Source organism: Brachybacterium netajii (SeqCode), from assembly GCF_054114245.1.
Genome location: NZ_JBSYXB010000001.1, coordinates 250,947 through 273,128 on the forward strand (window position 1 = coordinate 250,947; position 22,182 = coordinate 273,128).

Sequence of the window (22,182 nt, forward strand, 5' to 3'; positions counted from 1 at the left end):
CGTCGTCGGACTCGCGCCCGCGCGGATCGCGCTCAGCGGATCGCGCTGAGCGGATCACGCCGGTCAGCTCACGCCGCGCAGATCACTTCGCGCGGTTGCGCGAGCGCAGCTTGCCGCGCTCGTTCTGGTCGAGGACGACCTTGCGGATGCGCACGATCTCGGGGGTGACCTCGACGCACTCGTCCTCGGCGGCGAACTCGAGGGACTCCTCGAGGGTGAGCTTCCGCGGCGGGATCAGGTTCTCGAAGGAGTCGGCCGACGCGGCGCGCATGTTCGTCAGCTTCTTCTCCTTCGTGATGTTGACGTCCATCTCCTCGTTGCGGGAGTTCTCGCCGACGACCTGGCCCTCGTAGACCTCGCTCGTGGGCTCCACGAAGAAGGAGCCGCGCTCCTGCAGGTTGATCATCGCGTAGGGGGTGACCACGCCCGCGCGGTCGGCGACCAGGGAACCGGTCGAGCGGAACTCGATCGAGCCCATCCACGGCTCGTAGCCGTCGGCGTACGAGGAGGCGATGCCGTTGCCGCGGGTCTCCGTCATGAAGCGGGTGCGGAAGCCGATGAGGCCGCGCGAGGGGACCGTGAAGTCCATGCGGACCCAGCCGGAGCCGTGGTTGCTCATGGTCTCCATGCGGCCCTTGCGGGAGGCCATCAGCTGCGTGATCGTGCCGAGGAACTCCTCCGGCGCGTCGATCGTCATGCGCTCGACGGGCTCGCAGGTCTTCCCGTCGATCTCGCGGGTGAGCACCTGGGGCTTGCCGACGGTCAGCTCGAAGCCCTCGCGGCGCATCTGCTCGACCAGGATCGACAGGGCGAGCTCGCCGCGGCCCTGCACCTCCCAGGCGTCGGGACGCTCGGTGGGCAGCACCTTGAGCGACACGTTGCCGACGAGCTCCGAGTCCAGGCGGTCCTTCACCTGACGGGCGGTGAGCTTGTGGCCCTTGCCGTTCTTGCCCGCGAGCGGGGAGGTGTTGATGCCGATGGTCATCGAGATCGCGGGATCGTCGATGGCGATCAGCGGCAGCGGACGCGGGTCGTTCACGTCGGCGAGGGTCTCGCCGATCATGATGTCGGCGATGCCGGCGACGGCGACGATGTCGCCGGGGCGCGCGGGCCGGGTCATCGGCTCGCGGGCGAGGCCCTTGGTCTCCAGCAGCTCGGTGATCTTCACCGTCTTGGTGGTGCCGTCCTGGGTGCACCACGCGACCTGCTGGCCCTTGGTGAGCTCGCCGTTCTTGATGCGCAGCAGCGCGAGGCGGCCGAGGAACGGCGAGGCGTCGAGGTTGGTGACGTGCGCCTGCAGCGGCACCTCGTCGTCGTACGCGGGCGCCGGGATCGACTCGAGGATCGTGCGGAAAAGCGGCTCCACGGTCTCGGAGTCGGGCAGCTCGCCGTCGGCCGGCTTGTTCAGGGAGGCGCGACCGGCCTTGCCGGAGGCGTAGACGACGGGCACGTCAAGGACCGCGTCGAGGTCGAGGTCGGGGACCTCGTCGGCGAGATCCGAGGCGAGGCCCAGGAGCAGGTCGGTGGCCTCGCCGACGACGGCGTCGATGCGCGCATCGGGGCGGTCCACCTTGTTGACCACGAGGATCACGGGGAGCTTCGCGGCGAGCGCCTTGCGCAGCACGAAGCGGGTCTGCGGGAGCGGGCCCTCGGAGGAGTCCACGAGCAGCACGACGCCGTCGACCATGGAGAGGCCGCGCTCGACCTCGCCGCCGAAGTCGGCGTGGCCGGGGGTGTCGATGACGTTGATGGTGATGCCCTCGGGCTCGCCGATCGCCGCGGCCGAGGGGCCGGTGTAGCGGATCGCCGTGTTCTTCGCGAGGATCGTGATGCCCTTCTCGCGCTCGAGCTCGCCCGAGTCCATCGACCGCTCGTCGTGCTTCTCGTGGTCCCCGAAGGCGCCGCCCTGGGTGAGGAGGGCGTCCACCAGCGTGGTCTTGCCATGGTCGACGTGGGCGACGATGGCGACGTTTCGCAGGTCGTTGCGGTGGCGGAGGGTCATACGCGGGAGCTCTTCTCAGGTCGCAGGAAGGGGTGCGGTCCTGCGCCTCGGGCCGTGCCGGGGCACGACCCCGTCCAGGGCCGGAGCGATTCTAACCGGACGCCCCCGCCATCCCCAGAAGGGGTGACGAGGGCGACGGGCGGATCACACGTGACCTGCCTCGCTGAACGGGTCGATGGGCCCGTCCTCGGCCGCGGGGCGAGGCTCAACGGGCTCGTCATCGGCCGTGCCCTGCGCAGGGTCCGGGACCTCCACGTCGATGGTCTCGGAGCCCGCGAGCGGGATCGAGCCGCCGGGGATCGCGGCCAGCAGACGCTTGGTGTACTCCTCGCGAGGCGCGTGGAAGACCTCGTCGGTCGTGCCCTGCTCGACGACGCGGCCCTTCTCCATCACCAGGGTGCGGTCCGCGATCTGGCGCACGACGGCGAGGTCGTGCGTGATGAACAGGTACGAGAGCCCGAGCTCCGCCTGCAGGTCGTTGAGCAGCTCGAGGACCTGCGCCTGCACCAGCACGTCGAGCGCGGAGACCGCCTCGTCGCAGATGACGACCTCGGGGTCCAGCGCCAGGGCGCGCGCGATGGCGATGCGCTGGCGCTGTCCGCCGGAGAGCTCGTTGGGATAGCGGCGCATCATCGCCGCGGGCAGCGACACCTTGTCGAGGAGGTCGCGGACCTTCGCCTCGCGGCTGGCCGCATCCCCGATGCCGTGCAGGCGCAGCGGCTCCTCGATCGTGCGGTAGATCGAGTACATCGGGTCCAGGGTCCCGTAGGGGTTCTGGAAGATCGGCTGCACGCGTCGGCGCAGGGCCTTCAGCTCGGCGCCGCCGAAGCCGGTGATGTCGCGGCCCTCGAACTCGACCGAGCCCGAGGTCGGAGTCAGCAGCTTGAGGACCATCTGCGCGACGGTCGACTTGCCCGATCCGGACTCCCCGACGATCGCGGTGGTGGTGCCGCGCGCGAGGTCGAAGGAGACGTCGTCGACGGCGCGGAAGGGCGTGCTGCGCCACGGGACGGATCCGCGGATCGGGAAGTCCTTGGTCAGGTTCCGGACCCGGATGATCGGCTGGCCGGGATCGGTCGTCGCGCCGAACGCCGCATCGGCTCCGACGGCGGTCCCGACGGCGGCCTCGGCCTGCTCCTCGGCGATCTCCTGCGCCTGCTCGGGCACCTGCTCGCGCTCGGCGACGGAGACCAGGCGGCGGGAGGCCAGCGAGGGCGCCGCGGCGATGAGCCGCTTGGTGTACGGGTGCTGGGGCTTCTGCAGCAGCTCGAGCGCGGGCCCGGACTCGACGACCTGCCCCTTGTACATCACCACGAGGTGCTGGGCGCGCTCGGCGGCGAGGCCCAGGTCGTGGGTGATCAGCAGCACCGCGGTGCCGAGCTCGGTGGTGAGGGTGTCCAGATGGTCGAGGATCTGCTGCTGGACGGTGACGTCGAGCGCGCTGGTGGGCTCGTCGGCGATCAGCAGCCGCGGGCGCGCGGCGAGGCCCATGGCGATCAGGGCGCGCTGCTTCATGCCGCCGGAGTACTCGTGCGGGAACTGCTCGGCGCGCTTCTCGGCGTCCGGCAGGCCCGCCTCCTCGAGGAGCTCGACGGTGCGCGCGGAGGCGGCGGAGTTCCGGGCGATGCCGTTGGCGGCGAGCGCCTCCTTGATCTGGGAGCCGACGCGCCACATGGGGTTGAGGTTGCTCATCGGGTCCTGCGGGACCAGGCCCACCTCGCTGCCCCGCAGCGCGCGGATCTCGCGCTCGGGGACGTCGGTGATGTCGCGTCCGCCGAAGCGGATGCTGCCGCCCGTGACCTTCCCGTTCTTGGGGAGGAGGCGGGCGATGCTCATGGCGGTCGTGGACTTGCCCGAGCCGGACTCCCCCACGATGGCGACGGTCTCGCCGGGGTAGACGGTCAGGTTCGCGCCGCGCACCGCGCGGACGGGGCCGGAGCTCGTGGAGAAGGTGATCTCCAGGTCGGAGATCTCCAGCAGCGGCTCGCTGCTCGCGGTGGTGGTCATCGCTTCCTCGCCTTCGGGTCGAGCGCGTCGCGCACGGCGTCGCCGAGCATGATGAAGCTCAGCACGGTGATCGCGAGCGCCATCGAGGGGTAGAACAGCATCATGGGCTGCGTGCGCAGCGCGCTCTGCGCGCTGGAGATGTCGCCGCCCCAGGAGACGGTCGACGCCGGGAGGCCGACGCCGAGGAACGTCAGCGTCGCCTCCGCGACGATGTAGACGCCGAGGTTCACGGTGGCGGTGACGATCACCGGGGCGATCGCGTTGGGCACCACGTGCTTGACGAGGTTCGTGACGCCGCCGGCGCCGAGCGCGGTCGAGGCGGTGACGAAGTCCTGGTTCTTCACGGACATCACCGCGCCGCGCATGATGCGGGCGATGTTCGTCCAGCCGAAGACGGCCAGCACCAGCACGAGCACCCAGACGTTCATGCCGTCGAAGCGGTTGCCGATGACGATGGCGCCGAGGATCAGCGGGATCGCGAAGAAGATGTCGGTGACGCGCGAGAGGATCGCGTCGAAGACGCCGCCGACGTAGCCGGCGATCGCTCCGACGACGCCGCCGATGAGCGTCGCGAGGATCATCGTGAAGAAGCCGACGGTCACCGAGGTGCGGGTCCCGTAGAGGGTGCGGGCGAGCACGTCGTAGCCCTGGCGGGTGGTGCCGAAGGGATGCTCCGCGCTCGGCGGCTGGTTCGCCTGGCCGAGGGTGCCGTAGGTCGGGTCCTGGTCGGTGAACAGGCCCGGGAAGGCGGCGACGACGAGGACGGCGAGGATCAGCAGGCCCGAGAAGATGAAGACGGGGTTGCGGATCAGCGAGCGGGCGGCCTCGGCGTACATCGAGCGCGGGGCCTGCGTGGTGTCGAGGGCGTCGACCTCCTGCAGGGGCGTCTCGTCGAGCGGGGCGACGAAGTGCTCGTCGCGCGGGCGCGCGGTCGGGGTGGCGCGGGGTTCACTTCGCATAGCGGATCCTCGGGTCGAGCACGGCGTAGAGGAGGTCGACGACCAGGTTCGTGATCAGGAAGATGATCACGAGCAGGGTCACCACGGAGACGATCAGCGGCGCCTCGCGGTCGTTGATGGCGCCGAACAGCAGCGAGCCGATCCCGTTGATGTTGAAGATCTGCTCGGTGACGATCGCGCCGCCCATGAGCGCGCCGAGGTCGGCGCCGATGAAGGTGACCACCGGGATCAGCGAGTTGCGCAGGATGTGCTTGGTGACGACTCCGCCGCGCGAGAGGCCCTTGGCGGTCGCAGTGCGCACGTGGTCGGCGGTCACGGTCTCGGCGATCGAGGTGCGGGTCAGGCGCAGCACGTATGCGAAGGAGACCGCGCCCAGCACGAAGCCGGGGACCAGCAGGTTCTCCCAGGACGGGTCGCGGCCGACGTTCACCGGCATCACCCCGAGCTTCACGCCGAGCACGAACTGCGCGAGGAAGCCGATGACGAAGGTCGGCACGGCGATCACGATCAGCGAGACCAGCAGCAGGCTGGTGTCGATGATCGTTCCCTTGCGCAGCCCCGAGACCACGCCGGCGATGACGCCGAAGATCGTCTCGATGACCACGGCGATGATCGCCAGGCGCAGGGTCACCGGGAAGGCCGCGGTGATCTCGTCGATGATCGGGCGGCCGTTGAAGCCGATGCCGAAATCGCCCTGGAACAGGTTGCCCAGGTAGATGAGCCACTGCACGAGGACGGGCTTGTCGAGGTTGTACTGCTCGCGGAGCGCCTGCTCCACGGCCGGGGAGAGCGGCTTCTCGCCCGCGATCGTCGCGATGGGGTCGCCGGAGGTGGCGAAGGCCATCAGATACACGATCAGGGTCGCGCCGAGGAAGACGGGGATCATCTGCAGCACGCGCCGCCCGATGTACCAGATCACGTCGGTCACCTTAGGTGTTGGTGGATGAGGACAGGAAGAGGCGGGAGACGGCGCAGGACGCCGCCTCCCGCCGGAGGCCGGATCAGGCCTTGGTGATCTCGAAGTACAGCGGGACCGAGTCCCAGCCGAACTCGACGTCGCCGACGAGCGTCGAGTAGCCGCCGAAGCCGTTCTGGTACCAGAGCGGGATCGCCGGGAGGTCCTCCATGAGGATCGCCTGGGCGGCCTTGTACTTCTCGATCGAGGCGTCCTCGTCGGCGGCGGCGAGGCCCTCGGCGATCAGCGCGTCGAACTCCTCGTTCTTGTAGTCGCCGTCGTTGGAGCCGTTGCCGTCCGCCGCGGCGGAGGAGTACAGCGGCGCCAGGAAGTTGTACATCGACGGGTAGTCCGCCTGCCAGCCCGAGCGGAAGGCGCCCGTGAGCTCGCGGTTGGTGATCTGCTCGCGGAAGTCGGCGAAGGCCGGGAAGGCCTGCGGGGTCGCCGTGATGCCGAGCGTGTTCTTGATCGAGTTGCACACGGCCTCGACCCAGTCCTGGTGCGGGCCGTCGGCGTTGTAGGAGAGCGTGAACTCGCCGTCGAAGGCCTGGATCGCCTCGGCCTGCTCCCACAGGCTCTTCGCCTCGGCCTCGTCGAACTGGAGCACCTCGGCGCCGGGGATGTCGGTGGCGCCGCCGCCGACGATCGTCGGCGCGACGAAGTCGGTGGCCGGGGTGCGCGTGTCGAAGAACAGCGAGGAGCAGATCGACTCGCGGTCGATCGCCCGCGAGATCGCTGCGCGGCGGAGCTTGCCGGCCTCGCCCGAGAAGTTCGGGTCGTTCTGCGCGATGGTGAAGGACTGGAACACGGCGCCCGGCTGGTTCACCGCGCGGTCGCCCAGCTCGTCCTGGAAGGTCGACAGGGCCGAGGTCGCGATCTGGTCGGCGACGTCGACGTTGTCCGAGATCAGATCGTTGTAGAGGGTCTCGTCCTTGGCGTACATGATGAAGGTGATGCCGTCGTTGGCGGCGGCGCGGGGGCCCGAGTACTCGGTGTTCGGCACGAGCACGATCTCGGAATCGTGCGTCCAGCTGTCGAGCGCGTAGGGGCCGTTGCCGACCGGGGCCTCGCCGAAGGCGGCCATGTCGTCGTAGGCGGTCTGCGGCAGCGGCTTGTACGCCGAGTAGCCCAGACGGTTCGGGAAGTCGACCTGCGCGGAGGTCAGCGTCACGGTGAAGACGGTGTCGCTCTCGACGGCGAGGCCCGACAGCGTGTCGTCGGCGGTGGCGCCCTCGGCGGAGACCACGTCGAAGCCCTGGATGACGTCGAAGAAGGACTGCGCGAGCTGCGCGTTGGCGGTGTTGGCGCCGTAGTTCCACGCGTCCACGAAGTCCTGGGCGGTCACGACGGTGCCGTCGGAGTACTTCTGATCAGCCTTGATGGTGATCGTCCAGGTCTGGTTGTCGTCGGACTCGATGGACTCGGCCATCTCCATCTCGACCTCGCCGGTGGTGGTGTAGCGCACCAGGCCCGAGAACAGCAGGTCGATGACGCGACCGCCGCCGACCTCGTTGGTGTTGGTGGGGATCAGCGGGTTCTGGGGCTCGGTGCTGTTGGCGAAGACCGCGGCGCCGCCGCTCGCCCCGCTCCCGCTCCCGGAGTCTCCGTCGCCGCCGCTGCAGGCGGCGAGGGTCGCGGCTGCGCCGGTGGCGGCGGTGCCGAGAAGCATGGATCGTCGAGAAATAGCCATGAGGGATCTCCTGTGTTCGGCTCTGCGTCGAGCGCCGTACTTGGATGAGGCGTACGGGAAGCCCAGCAAAGATTACTCTGTCAACCACCGTCCGGGTGCTGGCAACAGGTCGACGGCGGATGCAGTCCCCCGACGGCGGGTGTTGAATGGCCGTATGACCTCCTCACTGCATGATGTGACACACTCCGCCGCTCCCGTCGATCCGACGACGACCGAGGCCTGGCAGGCGCTCGAGGCCCACGACGACGAGCTGACCGGCTCCCTCCGCGAATGGTTCGCCGCCGACCCGCAGCGCGCCGAGAGCCTCTCCTTCCAGGCCGCCGACCTGTACGTCGACCTCTCCAAGAACCTGGTGACCGGCCGGACCGTCGAGCTCCTGCTGCAGCTGTCCCGCGAGGTCGGCGTCGAGGAGCGCCGCGACGCCATGTTCGCGGGCGCCCATATCAACACCACCGAGGACCGCGCCGTGCTGCACACGGCCCTCCGTCGCCCCGCCGGGGCCTCCCCCGCCCTCGTCGTCGACGGCCAGGACGTCGACCATGACGTCCACGAGGTCCTCGACCGCATCACCGCCTTCGCGACCTCGGTCCGCTCCGGCGAGTGGACCGGCGTCACCGGCAAGCGCATCGAGACCGTCGTGAACATCGGCATCGGCGGCTCGGACCTCGGCCCCGTCATGGTCTACGAGGCGCTCAAGCCGCTGGCCCAGGAGGGCCTCGAGGCGCGCTTCATCTCGAACATCGACCCGACCGACGCCTACGAGACCACCAAGGACCTCGACCCCGAGACCACCCTGGTCATCGTCGCCTCGAAGACCTTCACCACGCTCGAGACCATCACCAACGCCCGTCTCGTGCGCGAGTGGCTGCTGAACGGCCTGCGCGCAGCCGGCCTCACCGCCGAGCAGGAGAAGGATGCCGTCGCGAAGCACTTCGTCGCCGTCTCCACCGCGCTCGACAAGGTCGCCGCCTTCGGGATCGACCCGGCCAACGCCTTCGGGTTCTGGAGCTGGGTGGGCGGTCGCTACTCCGTCGACTCGGCGATCGGCACCGTCCTGTCGACGGTGCTCGGCCCGGAGGTCCTCGCGGAGATCCTCGCCGGCTTCCACGCGATGGACGAGCACTTCCGCACCGCGCCCGCCGAGCAGAACGTGCCCCTGCTCATGGGTCTGCTGAACGTGTGGAACGTGAACTTCCTCGAGGCGGAGACCCACGCGGTCCTCCCCTACTCGCAGTACCTGCACCGCTTCCCCGCCTACCTCCAGCAGCTGACCATGGAGTCCAACGGCAAGTCGGTGCGCTGGGACGGCTCGACCGTCGTCACCGAGACCGGCGAGGTCTTCTGGGGCGAGCCCGGCACCAACGGCCAGCACGCCTTCTACCAGCTGATCCACCAGGGCACCCGGATCGTCCCGGCGGACTTCATCGCCTTCGCGACCCCCGAGCGCCCGCTGGTCGACGGCGAGCAGGACGTGCATGAGCTGTTCCTCGCGAACTTCTTCGCGCAGACGAAGGCGCTGGCCTTCGGCAAGACTGCCGAGGAGGTCCGCGCGGAGGGCACCGAGGGCGCCCTCGTCGCGGCCCGCGAGTTCTCCGGCGATCGCCCGACCACGTCGATCATGGCGCCCCGTCTGACCCCGTCGGTGCTCGGCCAGCTGATCGCGCTGTACGAGCACATCACCTTCGTGCAGGGCACCGTGTGGGGCATCAACTCCTTCGACCAGTGGGGCGTGGAGCTCGGCAAGCAGCTGGCCAAGGACCTCGCCGGCGCCGTCGCGGGCGACGAGGACGCCATCGCCGCGGAGGACTCCTCCACCTCGGCGCTGATCCGCTACTACCGCGAGAACCGCGTGCGCTGAGCGCGCTGAGCGCAGCGGTCGCTGACTGATGCGTCACGGAGGCCGGGTCCCTGCCCAGGGGCCCGGCCTCCCTGCGAGCTGGGGAGGGACCTCTGCGGAGCCTCCGCGGGCCCGTCATCCGTCCTCCCCGTGGGCCTGCGGCCGGGGCGGACGGGACGGAGCGGGCGGGGCCCGCCCCTAGGATCGATGCGCACCCGACCCCCGCACCGCAGAGGATCCCTGTGAGCACGACCGCCGTCGCCCCGTCGACCCGTCCCGAGGACGAGCGCCTCCCGCTGCCGCGCGCGCTGCTCTTCGGCGCCCAGCACGTGCTGTCGATGTACGGGGGCGTCGTCGCGATCCCCCTGATCATCGGCACCGCCGCCGGGCTCTCGAGCACCGAGACCGGCGTGCTGGTCGCCGCGGCGCTGCTGGTGTCCGGGCTCGCGACCGTGCTGCAGTCCCTCGGCGTGCCCGGCTTCGGCGCGAAGCTGCCGCTCGTGCAGGGCACGACCTTCGGCGCCGTCTCGACGATGCTCGTGATCATCTCCGACGGCGGCGGCATGCCGGCCGTCTTCGGCGCCGTCATCGTCGCCTCCGTCGTCGGCCTGCTGCTGGTCCCGCTCGTCACGAAGCTCCAGCCGCTGTTCCCGCCGGTCGTGACGGGGACGGTCATCGCCGCGATGGGCATCTCGCTGCTGCCGGTCGCCGCCGGCTGGATCATGGGCACGGAGGGCACCGAGGGCTACGGCGGGGCGCAGAACCTGGGCCTGGCCGCCGTCACCCTGCTGGCGGTGCTCGTCCTCTCCCGCATCCGTCGGCTCTCGGGCGTCGCGATCATGCTCGGCATCGTGCTGGGCACGATCGTCGCGGCCCTCCTCGGCGCCGCCGACTTCTCCGGGGTGCTGGACGGGGCCGTCGTCGCCCTCCCGCGCCCCTTCGCCTTCGGCCTGCCGACCTTCCAGCTCGCCGCGATCATCCCGATGATCGTCGTCATGATCGTGACGCTCATGGAGACCACCGCGAACCTCTTCGCCGTCACGAAGGTCGTCGGCACCGACCTCCCGCCGCGCCGCCTCTCCGACGGCCTGCGCGCCGACATGATCGCCTCGGCCGTCGCCCCCGTCCTGAACTCGTTCCCCGCCACCGCCTTCAGCCAGAACATCGGCCTGATCTCCGTCAGCCGCGTCCGCTCGCGGTACACGGTCGCCGCGGGCGGCGCGATCCTCGTGCTCCTGGGCCTGGTCCCGGTGCTCGGACGCGTGGTCGCCGCGGTCCCCTCCCCCGTGCTCGGCGGCGCCGGCATCGTCCTGTTCGGCTCGGTCGCCGCGGCGGGCGTGCGGACCATCTCCGAGGGCGCCCGGGCCGACGACCGCGACGCCGGCCACGACACCCTGATCGTCGCGGTGTCGCTCGCGCTCGCGGTCATGCCGCTCGCCGTCCCCGCCCTCTACGCCTCGCTGCCCTCGCTGGTCTCGATGGTCCTCAGCTCCGGGGTCAGCGCCGCCGCCTTCAGCGCCGTGCTGCTGAACCTGCTCCTGAAGGGCCGCCGGGGCATGCAGCCCCTCGCCCGCGACATCCTCTGAGCCCGGCGCGGCGCGCGGCCCGTCTCCTCGCACGCGCATCGCCCGCCGCACGCACCTCGCCCGCCGCCGGCCGAAGGCCGTCCACAGCGCCCCGGCCCGATTCCCCCTCGTCGCCCGCGATCTGGGAGAATGCCTGACAGCATGCTCCATTCGAACTGAGGGGAACCCATGGAAGCATTGATATCCATCGTGATCGGCGCAGCGGTGCTGCTGGTCGTCGTCCTGATCGTGCTGTTCATCGTGCTGCGCAGCTATCGCATCGCCGCACCGAACGAGGCGCTCATCATCACGGGCCGCAACGCCCGCACGAACGCCAACGGCGACATCGACCTCGAGTCCGGCAGCGCGCGCGTGGTCATCGGCGGCCGGGCGATCGTCCGCCCGATCGTCGACCGGGCCTTCGTGCTGAGCCTGAGCTCGCGCCAGATCCCCGTCGAGGTCGAGGGCTACTCGATGAACGGCATCTTCCTGCGCCTGCGCGGCGTCGCACAGGTGAAGGTCGGCGGCAACGTGGACGACGTCCGCAAGGCCTCCCAGCGCTTCCTCGACCAGCAGCAGCAGATCGACCACTACACGCAGGAGATCCTCTCGGGCACCCTGCGCGCCGTCGTCGGCACGCTGACGGTCGAGCAGATCATCCGCGACCGCGCCTCCTTCGCCAGCCAGGTGCAGGCCGAGGCCGAGCATTCGATGAACAACCAGGGCCTGGTCATCGACACCTTCCAGATCTCCGCGGTCGAGGACGACGGCTCCTACCTGCGCGACTGGGGCCGCCCCGAGGCCGCACTGGTCGCCAAGCGCGCCGCGATCGCCGAGTCGGACGCGAACCGCGAGGCCACCCAGGCCAAGAACGTCAACCTCCAGCAGGAGGCCGAGTCGAAGCAGGCCTTCGATCTCCGCAACGCCGAGATCAAGGAGGAGACGGACGCCCGCCAGGCCGTCGCCGACGCCGCCGGTCCGCTCGCCCGCGCCTCGCAGCAGCAGCGGATCATCGAGCAGGAGGAGCTCATCGCGGTCCGCAACAACGACCTGCGCGAGAAGCAGCTCATCGCGGAGGTCCACAAGCCGGCGGAGGCCAAGCGCTACGCCGAGCAGCAGGACGCCGACTCCAAGAAGTACGCGCGCATCGCGGAGTCCGAGGCCGCCCTGGCCGACGAGCGCAACCGCGCCGAGTCCCGCAAGGTCACGGCCGACGCCGAGGCCCATGCGATCGAGGCCCGCGGTCGCGCCGAGGCCGAGGTCGACCTCCAGCGCCGTTCGAAGGACGCCGAGGCCGTGCGCCTCGAGGGTCAGGCCGAGGCCGACTCCCTGCGCGCCAAGGGCGAGGCCGAGGCCGCGTCGATCCTCGCGAAGGGCGATGCGGAGGCCGAGACCATCCGCGCCCGCGCCGAGGCGTACAAGCAGTTCAACGACGCCGCGGTCCTGAACCAAGTGCTCGAGGTGCTGCCGCAGGTCGCCGGCGAGCTGGCCTCGCCGTACTCGAACATCGAGAACCTGTCGGTGTTCTCCACCGACGGCGAGGCGAAGATCGGCCAGTCCATCTCGGTCGGCCTCGCGCAGGTCCTCGACATGGTCCGCTCCACCACCGGCGTGGACTTCCAGGAGACCCTGGCGCGCGCCGCGAACGGCGGCCGCGAGATCCGCGCCGAGGCCGAGGCCGAGGAGGCTCCCGCCGCCTCGTCGGCCCCGGCGACCGCCGCGACGCGATCGGAGCCGGCGGCCGCGCAGGACGCCGACGAGTCCTCCGCGAGCTGATACCGCACCGGCGCGACGCGCCGCTTCCCGACGCCCCGGTCCTCCGCACGGAGGGCCGGGGCGTCCGCGGTCCGGGAGACACCGCTCCGGCGACCGTCGGGCGACCCCGCGGATGCCCACCAGGCGGGCCCGCGGATGGCCGTCGGGAGGCCCCACGGGTGCCCACCGGGCGGGTCCGCGGGTGTCCGTCCGACGGACGCGGGGCGACCGCTGCACGTCCTGCGGATGACGGCGTCCCTCCACGGCGACCTCCTTGCTGACCTCGGGATTCTCATCGGGACGTCCTGCGGTGCGCCCTGCCGTCGGAGCCCCGTAGAGTGATTCCCGGCACCAGTGACCAGCGATGGAAGAGAGCTGATATGAAGATCGGGATCCTGACCTCCGGCGGGGACTGCCCGGGCCTGAACGCGGTCATCCGCGGCGCCGTCCTCAAGGGGGACAAGTACTTCGAGGACGAGTTCATCGGCTACCGCGATGGCTGGCGCGGCGTGATCGACAACGACTTCATGACCCTCCCCCGGCGCCGGGTCCGCGGCATCGGCCGCGTCGGCGGCACCATCCTCGGCACCTCCCGATCGAACCCCTTCGCGAGCAGCGAGGACGGCGAGGACGGCGCGGAGATCGTCCGCCGGCACATGGAGGAGAACGAGGTCGACGGCATCATCGCCATCGGCGGCGACGGCACCCTGTTCACCGCCAACCGCCTCTTCCAGGCGGGGATCCCCGTCGTCGGCGTCCCCAAGACGGTCGACAACGACCTCGACGCCACCGATTACACCTTCGGCTTCAACACCGCCGTGGAGATCGCCACCGAGGCCCTGGACCGTCTGCGCGTCACCGGCGACTCCCACCACCGCTGCATGGTCGCCGAGGTCATGGGCCGCTCCGTCGGCTGGATCGCGCTGCACTCGGGCATGGCCGCCGGCGCCCACGTGATCTGCCTGCCGGAGTTCCCGCTGACCATCGACGAGATCTGCGAGCACGTGCAGTCCGCCTTTGACCGCGGACGGGCGCCGCTGGTCGTCGTCGCCGAGGGCTTCGTCCCCAAGGACGCCCCCGAGGGATTCATGAACTATGACCTCGACGAGTTCGGCCGTCCGCGCTTCGGCGGGATCGCCGAGGTGCTGGCCCCGCTGATCGAGAAGCGGCTCGGCATCGAGTCCCGGGCGACCGTCCTCGGCCACATCCAGCGCGGCGGCGAGCCCACGGGCTACGACCGCGTGCTCGCGACCCGGCTGGGCACCAAGGCCGTCGACCTCGTCCACGAGGGCGGCTTCGGCCGCATGGTCGCGCTGCGGGGCACCGAGATCATCGACGTGCCGCTCACCGATGCGATCGACAGCGTCAAGCGCGTTCCCCAGGCCCGCTGGGACGAGATGACCTTCCTCTTCGGCTGACGCCGGTCAGCGGCGGTCGGCGCCGGCCAGCGGTGACAGTCGACAGCCGCTGGCCTGCGCAGTCGCCGTTACAGCGACTCGCGACTGTCGCCGATCTCCCCGAGGAGGGCTCGCGCGTAGGAGGCGTGCACGGACTCCTCGTCGGACGGGTGGTAGAGGCCGGCGCGGACGTCGCGCGAGAGCCGCTCGAGCTCGCTGCGTCGGAAGAAGTGCGCTCCCCCGCTCGCGCGCAGCACCTGGTCGACCGCGGCGATCGCCGCCTCCGTCGACCGCGACTTCACGCCCGAGAACTGCAGGAACCAGCGGGGCCCGTGATCGACGATCCCGGCGGCGGCGTCGGCAACGGCCGCGGTGCCCTGGCCGTCGCCGGTTCGCTCGCCGGAACCGGCCCGCGCACCGAGGGCGTCGAAGTCCGCGAGGACCTTCTCGGTCTGCAGGATCGCGCCGTCGACCGCGATCGCCGCATCGGCGAGGCGCCAGCGGATGTCGGGGTCGTCGGCGTGCACGATGCCGCGGGTCGCATTGCGGCGGACGCGGGCGATCTCGGCGCCGAGGGCGACGGCCCGCTCGGCGATGCCCGTGTACACCGAGGCGATCAGCAGCTCGAAGGCCCCGAACACGCCCATCACGAACGGATCGGGGTTCGGGCCGACGGGCATCGTGGTGAGCACGCGCTCCGGGACGATGCGCGCACCGTGCAGCCGTGTGGTGCGCGACTGCGTGGCCCGCATGCCGTGGGTGTCCCAGTCGTCGAGGACCTCGACGGCCCCATCGCGCTCGATCAGACCGAAGACGAGCCGCGGATCCGCCTCGGTGGCATCGGCGACGCGGCCGTGGACGACCAGCCGGTCCCACACCGGTGCCGCGGAGGTGAAGATCTTCGTGCCCGTGAGGCGGAATCCGCCACCGGGCTCCGGGTCCGCGACGGTCGCGGAGTCGAAGAGCATCGCGTCGTTGCCGGCCTCGGAGATGCCGAAGGCGAGGACCCGGTCCGCGGCGGCGTCCTCGAGGATCGCGCGGCCGGAGTCCGCGCCGACCCGATGGGCGTGCAGGGCGGCGCCGGTGACCACGAGATGCATGTTCAGGGCGAGCGCGGTCGCCGGTGCCGCCCCGGCCAGGCGGCGCTGGACGCGGGCGGCCTCGAGCAGGCTCGCGCCCGCGCCCCCGAGCTCCTGCGGCACCAGCAGGCGCAGGTATCCCGCCGCCCGGAGGTCCGCGAGGTCCTGCTCGGGGAAGGTGTTCTCGCGGTCGTGGACCGCCGCGCGCTCCCGGAACGTCTCCAGCAGGGAATCGGGCAGCAGCACGTCGGGCCGCAGCGTCTCGGGCCTCCGCCCCGCGGCGCTCACTGGAGGCACCCCGGCCCCAGCAGGGCCTTCAGCGAGGCGTACAGGGCGGCCGACGGGGTCACCGAGAGCCGCTTGTCGAGCTGCATGAGGGTCGTGCGGCCGGGCTCCTGCAGGCGCAGGCGCACCTCGCTCGAGCCCGGGTTGTCCTCGAGGACCCCGCGGATCTGCTCGGCCACCTTCGTGCTCGCGCGCAGCGCCGGCAGCGCGATGACGACGGGCCCGTCGGGACCGGAGCCGACCTCGGGGATCGACATCTCCATGACGCGCAGCTCGGGCATTCCCTTGGAGACGTCGATGCGGCCCTTCATCGAGACCACGAGGTCCTCGGCGAGCTCGCTCGAGACCGTCTGGTAGGTCGAGGGGAACATCAGGCAGTCGATCGAGCCCTCGAGGTCCTCGACGGTGGCGATCGCCCACATGTCGCCCTTCTTGGTGGTCTTCCGCTGGAGCGCGGTGATCAGGCCGGCGATCGTGATCATCTGCCCGTCCTCGACGGCTCCCTCGTCGGCGAGCGCGGAGATCGTCGTCGAGGAGTTCTGGGCGATGACGTGCTCGAGCCCGTAGAGCGGGTGGTCGGAGACGTACAGGCCCAGCATGTTCCGCTCGAAGGCGAGCTTCTCCTTGCGGTCCCACTCGGGCAGGTCGGGGATCGTGATGGTCGCGGCGGATCCCGTGGCCATCGCGTCGTCGCCGTCGGCGGGCGCGGCGGCGAACATGTCGGCGAAGAGGTCGTACTGGCCCTGCGCCTCCTTCCGCTTGACGTCGACGACGGAGTCGACGGCGTCCTCGTGGATGAGCACGAGGGAGCGGCGGTTGTGGCCGAGGGAGTCGAAGGCGCCGCCCTTGATGAGCGACTCGATGGTGCGCTTGTTGCACACCGACAGCGGGACCTTGTCGAGGAAGTCGGTGAAGGAGGTGAAGGCGCCCTTCTCCTCGCGGGCCCTCAGGATCTCCTCGACGACGTTCGCGCCGACGTTGCGGATCGCGGAGAGGCCGAAGCGGATGTCGTCGCCGACGGCGGAGAAGTACAGGCCGGACTCGTTGACGTCCGGGGGCAGCACGGTGATGCCGCGGTGGCGGCAGTCGCCGAGGTAGAGGCCGAGGCGGTCGCGGTTCTCCTGCGTGGAGGTCAGCAGGGCGGCCATGTACTCGGTCGGGTAGTTGGCCTTGAGGTAGCCGGTCCAGTAGGACACCACGCCGTAGGCGGCGGAGTGTGACTTGTTGAAGGCGTAGTCGGCGAAGGGCAGCAGGGTCGTCCACAGCGCCTGCACCGCGTCGTCGGAGAAGCCGTTGGACTTCATGCCGGCCTCGAAGGACTCGTACTGCTTGTCCAGCTCGGCCTTCTTCTTCTTGCCCATGGCGCGGCGGAGGATGTCGGCCTCGCCGAGGCTGTAGCCCGCGACCTTCTGCGCGGTCTGCATGACCTGCTCCTGATACACGAGCACGCCGTAGGTCTCGCCGAGGATCTCCGCGAGCGGCTCCTCGAGCTCGGGGTGGATCGGCTCGATCGGCTGCAGGCCGTTCTTGCGCAGCGCATAGTTCGTGTGGGAGCCCATGCCCATCGGGCCCGGGCGGTACAGCGCCGAGACGGCGGTGATGTCGCCGAACTGGTCGGGCTTCATCTGCCGCAGCAGGGTGCGCATGCCGGAGCCGTCCAGCTGGAACACGCCGAGGGTGTCGCCGCGCTGGAGCAGCTCGTAGGTCTTCGGATCGTCGAAGGGCAGGGCCTCGAGGTCGACGGGCTCCTTGCCGTTGGACTCGATGTTCGCCACCGCATCGGAGAGGACCGTGAGGTTGCGCAGGCCCAGGAAGTCCATCTTCAGCAGGCCGAGGGTCTCGCAGGTCGGGTACTCGAACTGCGTGATGATCTGGCCGTCGGAGGGCCGGCGCATCATCGGGATGATGTCGGTCAGCGGGTGGCTGGACATGATGACCGCGCAGGCGTGCACGCCCCAGCCGCGGGTGAGGCCCTCGACGCCGGTGGCGATCTCGACGACCTTCTTGACGTCGGGGTCCTCGTCGTGGAGCCGACGGAACTCGTTGGCCTCCGCGTAGCGCTTGTGCTCGGGGTCGAAGATCCCCTTGAGGGGGATGTCCTTGCCCATCACGGCCGGCGGCAGCGCCTTGGTGATGCGGTCGCCGACGGCGAAGGGGTAGTCCAGGACGCGGGCGGCGTCCTTGATGGAGTTCTTCGTCTTCATGACGCCGTAGGTGACGACCTGCGCGACGCGGTCGTCGCCGTACTTGCGCTCGACGTAGTCGATGACCTCGCCGCGACGGCGATCATCGAAGTCGACGTCGAAGTCGGGCATGGACACGCGATCGGGGTTGAGGAACCGCTCGAACAGCAGGCCGTGCTCGATCGGGTCGAGGTCGGTGATGCGCATGGCGTACGCGACCATCGAGCCGGCGCCGGAGCCACGGCCCGGTCCCACGCGGATCCCCTGCTCCTTCGCCCACTTGATGTAGTCGGAGACGACCAGGAAGTATCCCGGGAAGCCCATCTGCAGGATGATCCCGACCTCGTAGTCGGCGCGCTTGCGCACGGGGTCCGGGATGCCCGCCGGGTAGCGGTACTCGAGGCCCCGCTCGACCTCCTTGATGAACCAGGAGTTCTCGTCCTCGCCGGAGGGGACGGGGAAGCGCGGCATGTAGTTCGCGCCCTCGTTGGTCGTGCGGAACTCGACCTCGCACATCTCGGCGATCGTCAGGGTGTTGTCACAGGCCTCGGGGAGCTCGCGGAAGAGCTGGCGCATCTGCGCGGCCGACTTCAGGAAGTAGCCGGAGCCGTCGAACTTGAAGCGGTCCGGATCGTTCAGGCGCGAGCCCGAGTTGATGCACAGCAGGACGTCCTGGATCTGCGCGTCGGCCTCGGTCACGTAGTGGAGGTCGTTGGTCGCCACCAGCGGTGCGCCGATGGTCTTGGACAGCTCCAGCAGCTGCTTGGTCACCCGGGTCTCGATGGAGAGCCCGTGGTCCATGAGCTCGATGAAGTAGTGGTCCTTGCCGAACATGTCCTGGTACTCGCCGGCGGCCTTGACGGCCTCGTCCCACTGGCCCAGGCGCAGGCGCGTCTGCACCTCGCCCGAGGGGCAGCCGGAGGTGGCGATGAGGCCGTCGGAGTACTGCGAGAGGATCTCGCGGTCCATGCGGGGCCACTTGCCCATCTGGCCGTCGAGCGAGGCCGACGAGGCGAGGCGGAACAGGTTGTGCATGCCGGGCGTCGTGCGGGAGAGCAGCGTCAGGTGCGTGTACGCGCCGCGCGCGGAGACGTCGTCGCCCGCCAGCTGCTGCTCGCGGGTGCCCCACTGGGTGCGGGTGCGGTCGTGACGGCTGGTCCCCGGCGTCACGTAGGCCTCGACGCCGATGATCGGCTTGATCCCCGCCTTGGTGGCGGCGGCGTAGAACTCGTACGCGCCGAAGAGATAGCCGTGGTCCGTGATCGCGACCGCCGATTGCCCTTGCTGCACGGCCTCCGCGACCAGCTTGTCGATCTTCGCGGCCCCGTCCAGCAGGGAGTAGTCGGTGTGGACGTGGAGGTGCACGAAGTCGTCGGACATGCCGTCCAGCGTAGTCACCCCGAGCCTTCGACGGGCCGCTTCGGAGGGGTCGCGGAGGTCACCTCGGCGGGTCGTCGACCCCCGCCGCATCGGATTCCGCGGCATGCTCCCGACGGGTCTGCGCGAGCAGGTCGTCGAGGTAGTCGTGGACGTCCTCGTAGCTCAGGCTGCGCTCGTCGCGGCGCGGCGGGATGCCGCCGACGAAGGCGCCGCCGTGCCAGGCCATGGAGTCGTCCGGGAGCGAGGGGTCGGCGTCCTGCCAGAGCGTCAGCGGGATCGCGTGGCGGGCGAGGTCGCGGGCGATCTCGTCGGCCTGCGCAGGATCGCCGGAGCGCTGGAGCACCGCGACCAGCAGCGACTGCGCGGCCCAGGCCGAGGCGTCGTCCTCCCCCGGGTCGACGGACTCCTGGACGAGCGCGCAGTAGCTCGCGGCGAGCTCGTCCTCGCCGTCCTCGTAGGAGTCCTTGGCGACCCGCAGCGCGACCTGCGGGACGAGGTCCCGGGCCTCCCACAGCACGGCCGCGCCGACGAGCGCCATGCCCACGCCGGTCGGGAAGTCGGGATCCAGGGCCAGGGGCCCGGAGGGGACCCTGCCCGCGCGGCGCTCGTCGTCGGCGCGCAGGAAGTCCGCGATCTGCAGCGCGATCGCCTCGCGCATCCGCTCGCCGTCGGCGAGGATCTCCCGCGCCGACTCCGGGTCCAGTCCCAGCCGACGGGCGATGCGCGCCACCGGCAGGTCGGGCCGGTCCAGGGCGCGGGCCCGCGGCCCGCTCAGCCGCACGGAGGTGCCGGGGTCATGCGCGTCAGTCATGGGAGCCACGCTATCGCGCCTCCGGGTCAGGACCGGCGCAGCGCCTCGAGGGCCGACGCCAGGTCCTCCGGGTAGCGGGAGGTGTAGGTGACCTCCTCGCGGGTGGCGGGGTGCACGAAGGACAGCTCCATCGCGTGCAGCCACTGCCGGCCCAGGCCCACGCGCTGGGCGACCGTCGGATCCGCCCCGTACAGCGGGTCGCCGACGAGCGGATGGTGCAGGGCGGCCATGTGCACGCGGATCTGGTGGGTGCGGCCCGTCTCGAGGCGCACGCGCAGCAGGGTCGCCCCGTGCAGCTCCTCGAGGGTCTCGTAGTGCGTCACCGAGTGCTTGCCGTCCTGGCGCACCGCGAACTTGTAGTCGTGGTTCGGCGAGCGGCCGATCGGCGCCTCGATCGTCCCGGTCGGCTGGTCCGGGGCGCCCTGGCAGACGGCGTGGTAGATCTTGTGGACCGTCCGGGCGCGGAAGGCGTCCTTGAGGGTCGTGTAGGCGAGCTCGTCGCGGGCGACGACCATCAGCCCCGAGGTGCCCACGTCCAGGCGGCTCACGATCCCCTGCCGCTCGGGATCGCCGGTGGTGCGGATCGAGATCCCGGCGGCGGCCAGATGCCCGAGGACCGTGGGACCCGACCAGCCGGCGCTCGGATGCGCGGCCACGCCCACCGGCTTGTCCACCACGACGATGTGATCGTCCTGGTGGACGAGGCTCATCCCCTCGGCGATCATCGGGCGGACCTCCACGGCGGGCTTCTCGTCGGGCAGCTCGACGACGAGCATCGCCCCGGGCTCGAGCCGGGTCGAGCGGGAGCCGACGACGGAGCCGTCGATCTCCACCAGCCCGCGGTCCACGAGGTCGGCGGCGCGGGTGCGCGAGAGCCCGAGCATCCGCGAGAGGCCGCTGTCGACGCGCTCCCCCGCGAGGCCGTCGGGGACCATCAGCGTGCGCATGCCGCTCACGACGGGTCCTCCGCGGACCCGGGGGTCGCCGGCCCGGCGGAGCGTGCCGGGCGCTCCTCCTGCACCGCGGCCGGGTCGTAGGGGCGCCCGAGGATGCCCAGCAGCACCACGAGGATCGCCCCGCCCACCACCGCCATGTCGGCGACGTTGAAGACGGGCCAGTTCGGCAGCTCGAGGAAGTCGACGACGGCCCCATGGAACGGACCCGGCGGGCGGAGCAGGCGGTCATGGATGTTGCCGAGCGCCCCGCCGAGGATCAGGGCGAGCGCGACGGCGTATCCGGGAGAGCGGACGGCCTTGACGGTGAAGACGACGGCGCCCACGGCGATGAGCATCTGCAGCACGGTCACGATCGGCGTCGCCCCGGAGCCCATCCCCCAGGCCGCGCCCGAGTTGTACAGCAGGGTGAGGCTGAGGACGTCCCCGAGCAGCGGCTGCGGCACCAGCTCCTCGAGGTTCGCCTCGGCCCAGTTCTTGGTGACCTGGTCGAGGACCAGGATGAGGGCGGCGATGATCGCGAGCATCGCGATCACCGCGCCCAGGCTGAGACGCCGGCGAGCGCCGGACCCCTCGGGCCCGGCGCTCGCCGGCGTGCTGACGGACTCGCTCACAGACCGAAGTTCGCCTGCTTGTCCTGCGTCTCGGTGGTGTCGAGGTCGCGGAGCTGGTTCTCGAGGTAGTTGCGCAGACGGCTGCGGTAATCGCGCTCGAAGGTGCGCAGCTTGTCGATCGACTTCTCGAGGGCCGCCTTCGACTCCTCGAGGGCCTCGAGGGTCGAGCGGGACTTCTCCTCGGCCTCGCCGACGATGCGCTGGTGCTCGTCATTGGCCTCGGTGATGAGGCGGTCGCGCTCGTCCTCGCCGGCCTTGACGTACTCGTCGTGCAGGCGGTTGGCCAGGGCGATGATGCCCGCGGCGGACTGGTCGTCCGCAGGAGCGGCGGCAGCGGGCGCGGCGACGGGCTCGGGGGCCGGCTCCGGCTCCGGAGCGGCCTCGACGACGGGCTCCTCGACAGGAGGCGCCTCCTCGACGACCGGCTCGGCGGCCGCAGCGGCCGGGGGCTCGGCGTTGCGGGCCTCCTCGGCCTCGCGCTCGAGCTGGGCGACACGGTTCTGGGACCGCTCGAGCTCATCGGTCAGACGATTGTTCTCGTCGATGAGCTCCTGCAGGCGCGGCAGAATGTCGTTGTCGAGGTAGTTGTCCACCTCGTCCATGTCGTAGCCCTCGGAGAACCGCACCGGGGTGAACCGCTTGTTCAGCAGATCATCGGGCATCAGAGCCATGGGTCACCTTCTCGTCAGTCTGGAGTCGAGCAGCGCCGG

Annotated in this window: 15 protein-coding genes; 4 read left to right on the forward strand and 11 right to left on the reverse strand. The window is 70.6% G+C overall.

The window, feature by feature from the left end:
- Positions 1–82: 82 nt before the first annotated feature.
- The 5 genes from typA to ACXET9_RS01140 all read right to left on the reverse strand — a co-directional run bounded on the left by typA (position 83) and on the right by ACXET9_RS01140 (position 7,592).
- Entirely contained in the window at positions 83–2,002 is a 1,920-nt protein-coding gene (typA, locus tag ACXET9_RS01120) for a translational GTPase TypA (protein WP_457884057.1), read from the reverse strand.
- A gap of 144 nt (positions 2,003–2,146) precedes the next feature.
- On the reverse strand, positions 2,147–4,009 hold the full coding sequence (locus ACXET9_RS01125; protein ID WP_457884059.1) for an ABC transporter ATP-binding protein: 1,863 nt from the start codon (positions 4,007–4,009) through the stop codon (positions 2,147–2,149).
- The gene (locus tag ACXET9_RS01130) at positions 4,006–4,968 is read right to left on the reverse strand and encodes an ABC transporter permease (RefSeq protein WP_457884061.1); all 963 of its coding nucleotides are present in this window, start codon (positions 4,966–4,968) and stop codon (positions 4,006–4,008) included. Before ACXET9_RS01130 ends, ACXET9_RS01125 begins: the two co-directional genes overlap by 4 nt.
- Positions 4,958–5,887: an ABC transporter permease gene (locus ACXET9_RS01135; RefSeq protein WP_457884965.1), complete on the reverse strand. Its 930-nt coding sequence runs from the start codon at positions 5,885–5,887 to the stop codon at positions 4,958–4,960. Before ACXET9_RS01135 ends, ACXET9_RS01130 begins: the two co-directional genes overlap by 11 nt.
- Before the next feature lie 82 nt (positions 5,888–5,969).
- Positions 5,970–7,592 carry a peptide ABC transporter substrate-binding protein gene (locus ACXET9_RS01140; protein ID WP_457884063.1) on the reverse strand — a complete coding sequence of 541 codons (1,623 nt, stop codon included), beginning with the start codon at positions 7,590–7,592 and terminating at the stop codon, positions 5,970–5,972.
- A gap of 175 nt (positions 7,593–7,767) precedes the next feature.
- Here ACXET9_RS01140 and pgi point away from each other — a divergent pair, with 175 nt between their 5' ends.
- The 4 genes from pgi (at position 7,768) to ACXET9_RS01160 (ending at position 14,188) form a co-directional block, all read left to right on the forward strand.
- Positions 7,768–9,471, forward strand: coding sequence for a glucose-6-phosphate isomerase (pgi, locus tag ACXET9_RS01145; protein ID WP_457884065.1), 1,704 nt, complete (start codon positions 7,768–7,770; stop codon positions 9,469–9,471).
- Between the two features lie 221 nt (positions 9,472–9,692).
- Complete coding sequence (locus ACXET9_RS01150; protein ID WP_457884067.1) at positions 9,693–11,036, forward strand: nucleobase:cation symporter-2 family protein; 1,344 nt, start codon at positions 9,693–9,695, stop codon at positions 11,034–11,036.
- Between the two features lie 168 nt (positions 11,037–11,204).
- Entirely contained in the window at positions 11,205–12,791 is a 1,587-nt protein-coding gene (locus tag ACXET9_RS01155; RefSeq protein WP_457884069.1) for a flotillin family protein, read from the forward strand.
- Positions 12,792–13,150: 359 nt separating this feature from the next.
- A complete protein-coding gene (locus tag ACXET9_RS01160) occupies positions 13,151–14,188 on the forward strand; it encodes an ATP-dependent 6-phosphofructokinase (protein WP_457884071.1) in 1,038 nt (345 codons plus the stop codon).
- 68 nt (positions 14,189–14,256) lie between these two features.
- Here the strand turns inward: ACXET9_RS01160 and ACXET9_RS01165 are convergent, their stop codons facing one another.
- From ACXET9_RS01165 to ACXET9_RS01190, 6 genes are read right to left on the reverse strand one after another with little or no spacing between them, the layout of a single operon-like run.
- Complete coding sequence (locus ACXET9_RS01165; protein WP_457884073.1) at positions 14,257–15,492, reverse strand: acyl-CoA dehydrogenase family protein; 1,236 nt, start codon at positions 15,490–15,492, stop codon at positions 14,257–14,259.
- Between the two features lie 38 nt (positions 15,493–15,530).
- A complete protein-coding gene (gene dnaE / locus ACXET9_RS01170; protein ID WP_457884074.1) occupies positions 15,531–19,094 on the reverse strand; it encodes a DNA polymerase III subunit alpha in 3,564 nt (1,187 codons plus the stop codon).
- A 58-nt stretch (positions 19,095–19,152) separates the two neighbouring features.
- Positions 19,153–19,905, reverse strand: coding sequence for a hypothetical protein (locus tag ACXET9_RS01175; protein WP_457884076.1), 753 nt, complete (start codon positions 19,903–19,905; stop codon positions 19,153–19,155).
- Positions 19,906–19,931: 26 nt separating this feature from the next.
- A complete protein-coding gene (locus ACXET9_RS01180) occupies positions 19,932–20,861 on the reverse strand; it encodes an RluA family pseudouridine synthase (RefSeq protein ID WP_457884078.1) in 930 nt (309 codons plus the stop codon).
- Positions 20,858–21,472 (reverse strand): signal peptidase II, encoded by a 615-nt coding sequence (lspA, locus tag ACXET9_RS01185; RefSeq protein WP_457884080.1) that lies wholly within the window; start codon positions 21,470–21,472, stop codon positions 20,858–20,860. Before lspA ends, ACXET9_RS01180 begins: the two co-directional genes overlap by 4 nt.
- Positions 21,469–22,143, reverse strand: a complete 675-nt coding sequence (locus ACXET9_RS01190) for a DivIVA domain-containing protein (protein WP_457884082.1) — start codon at positions 22,141–22,143, stop codon at positions 21,469–21,471. The genes lspA and ACXET9_RS01190 overlap by 4 nt, the downstream gene beginning before the upstream one ends.
- Between the last annotated feature and the right edge of the window lie 39 nt (positions 22,144–22,182).

Bases quoted from the DNA above. Each gene is read 5' to 3' on its own strand.
- pgi (WP_457884065.1), top strand. From the start codon at position 7,768: ATGACCTCCTCACTGCATGATGTGACACACTCCGCCGCTCCCGTCGAT.
- ACXET9_RS01160 (WP_457884071.1), top strand. From the start codon at position 13,151: ATGAAGATCGGGATCCTGACCTCCGGCGGGGACTGCCCGGGCCTGAAC.
- ACXET9_RS01130 (WP_457884061.1), bottom strand. From the start codon at position 4,968: ATGCGAAGTGAACCCCGCGCCACCCCGACCGCGCGCCCGCGCGACGAG.
- ACXET9_RS01155 (WP_457884069.1), top strand. From the start codon at position 11,205: ATGGAAGCATTGATATCCATCGTGATCGGCGCAGCGGTGCTGCTGGTC.
- ACXET9_RS01140 (WP_457884063.1), bottom strand. From the start codon at position 7,592: ATGCTTCTCGGCACCGCCGCCACCGGCGCAGCCGCGACCCTCGCCGCC.
- dnaE (WP_457884074.1), bottom strand. From the start codon at position 19,094: ATGTCCGACGACTTCGTGCACCTCCACGTCCACACCGACTACTCCCTG.
- typA (WP_457884057.1), bottom strand. From the start codon at position 2,002: ATGACCCTCCGCCACCGCAACGACCTGCGAAACGTCGCCATCGTCGCC.
- ACXET9_RS01190 (WP_457884082.1), bottom strand. From the start codon at position 22,143: ATGGCTCTGATGCCCGATGATCTGCTGAACAAGCGGTTCACCCCGGTG.
- ACXET9_RS01125 (WP_457884059.1), bottom strand. From the start codon at position 4,009: ATGACCACCACCGCGAGCAGCGAGCCGCTGCTGGAGATCTCCGACCTG.
- ACXET9_RS01175 (WP_457884076.1), bottom strand. From the start codon at position 19,905: ATGACTGACGCGCATGACCCCGGCACCTCCGTGCGGCTGAGCGGGCCG.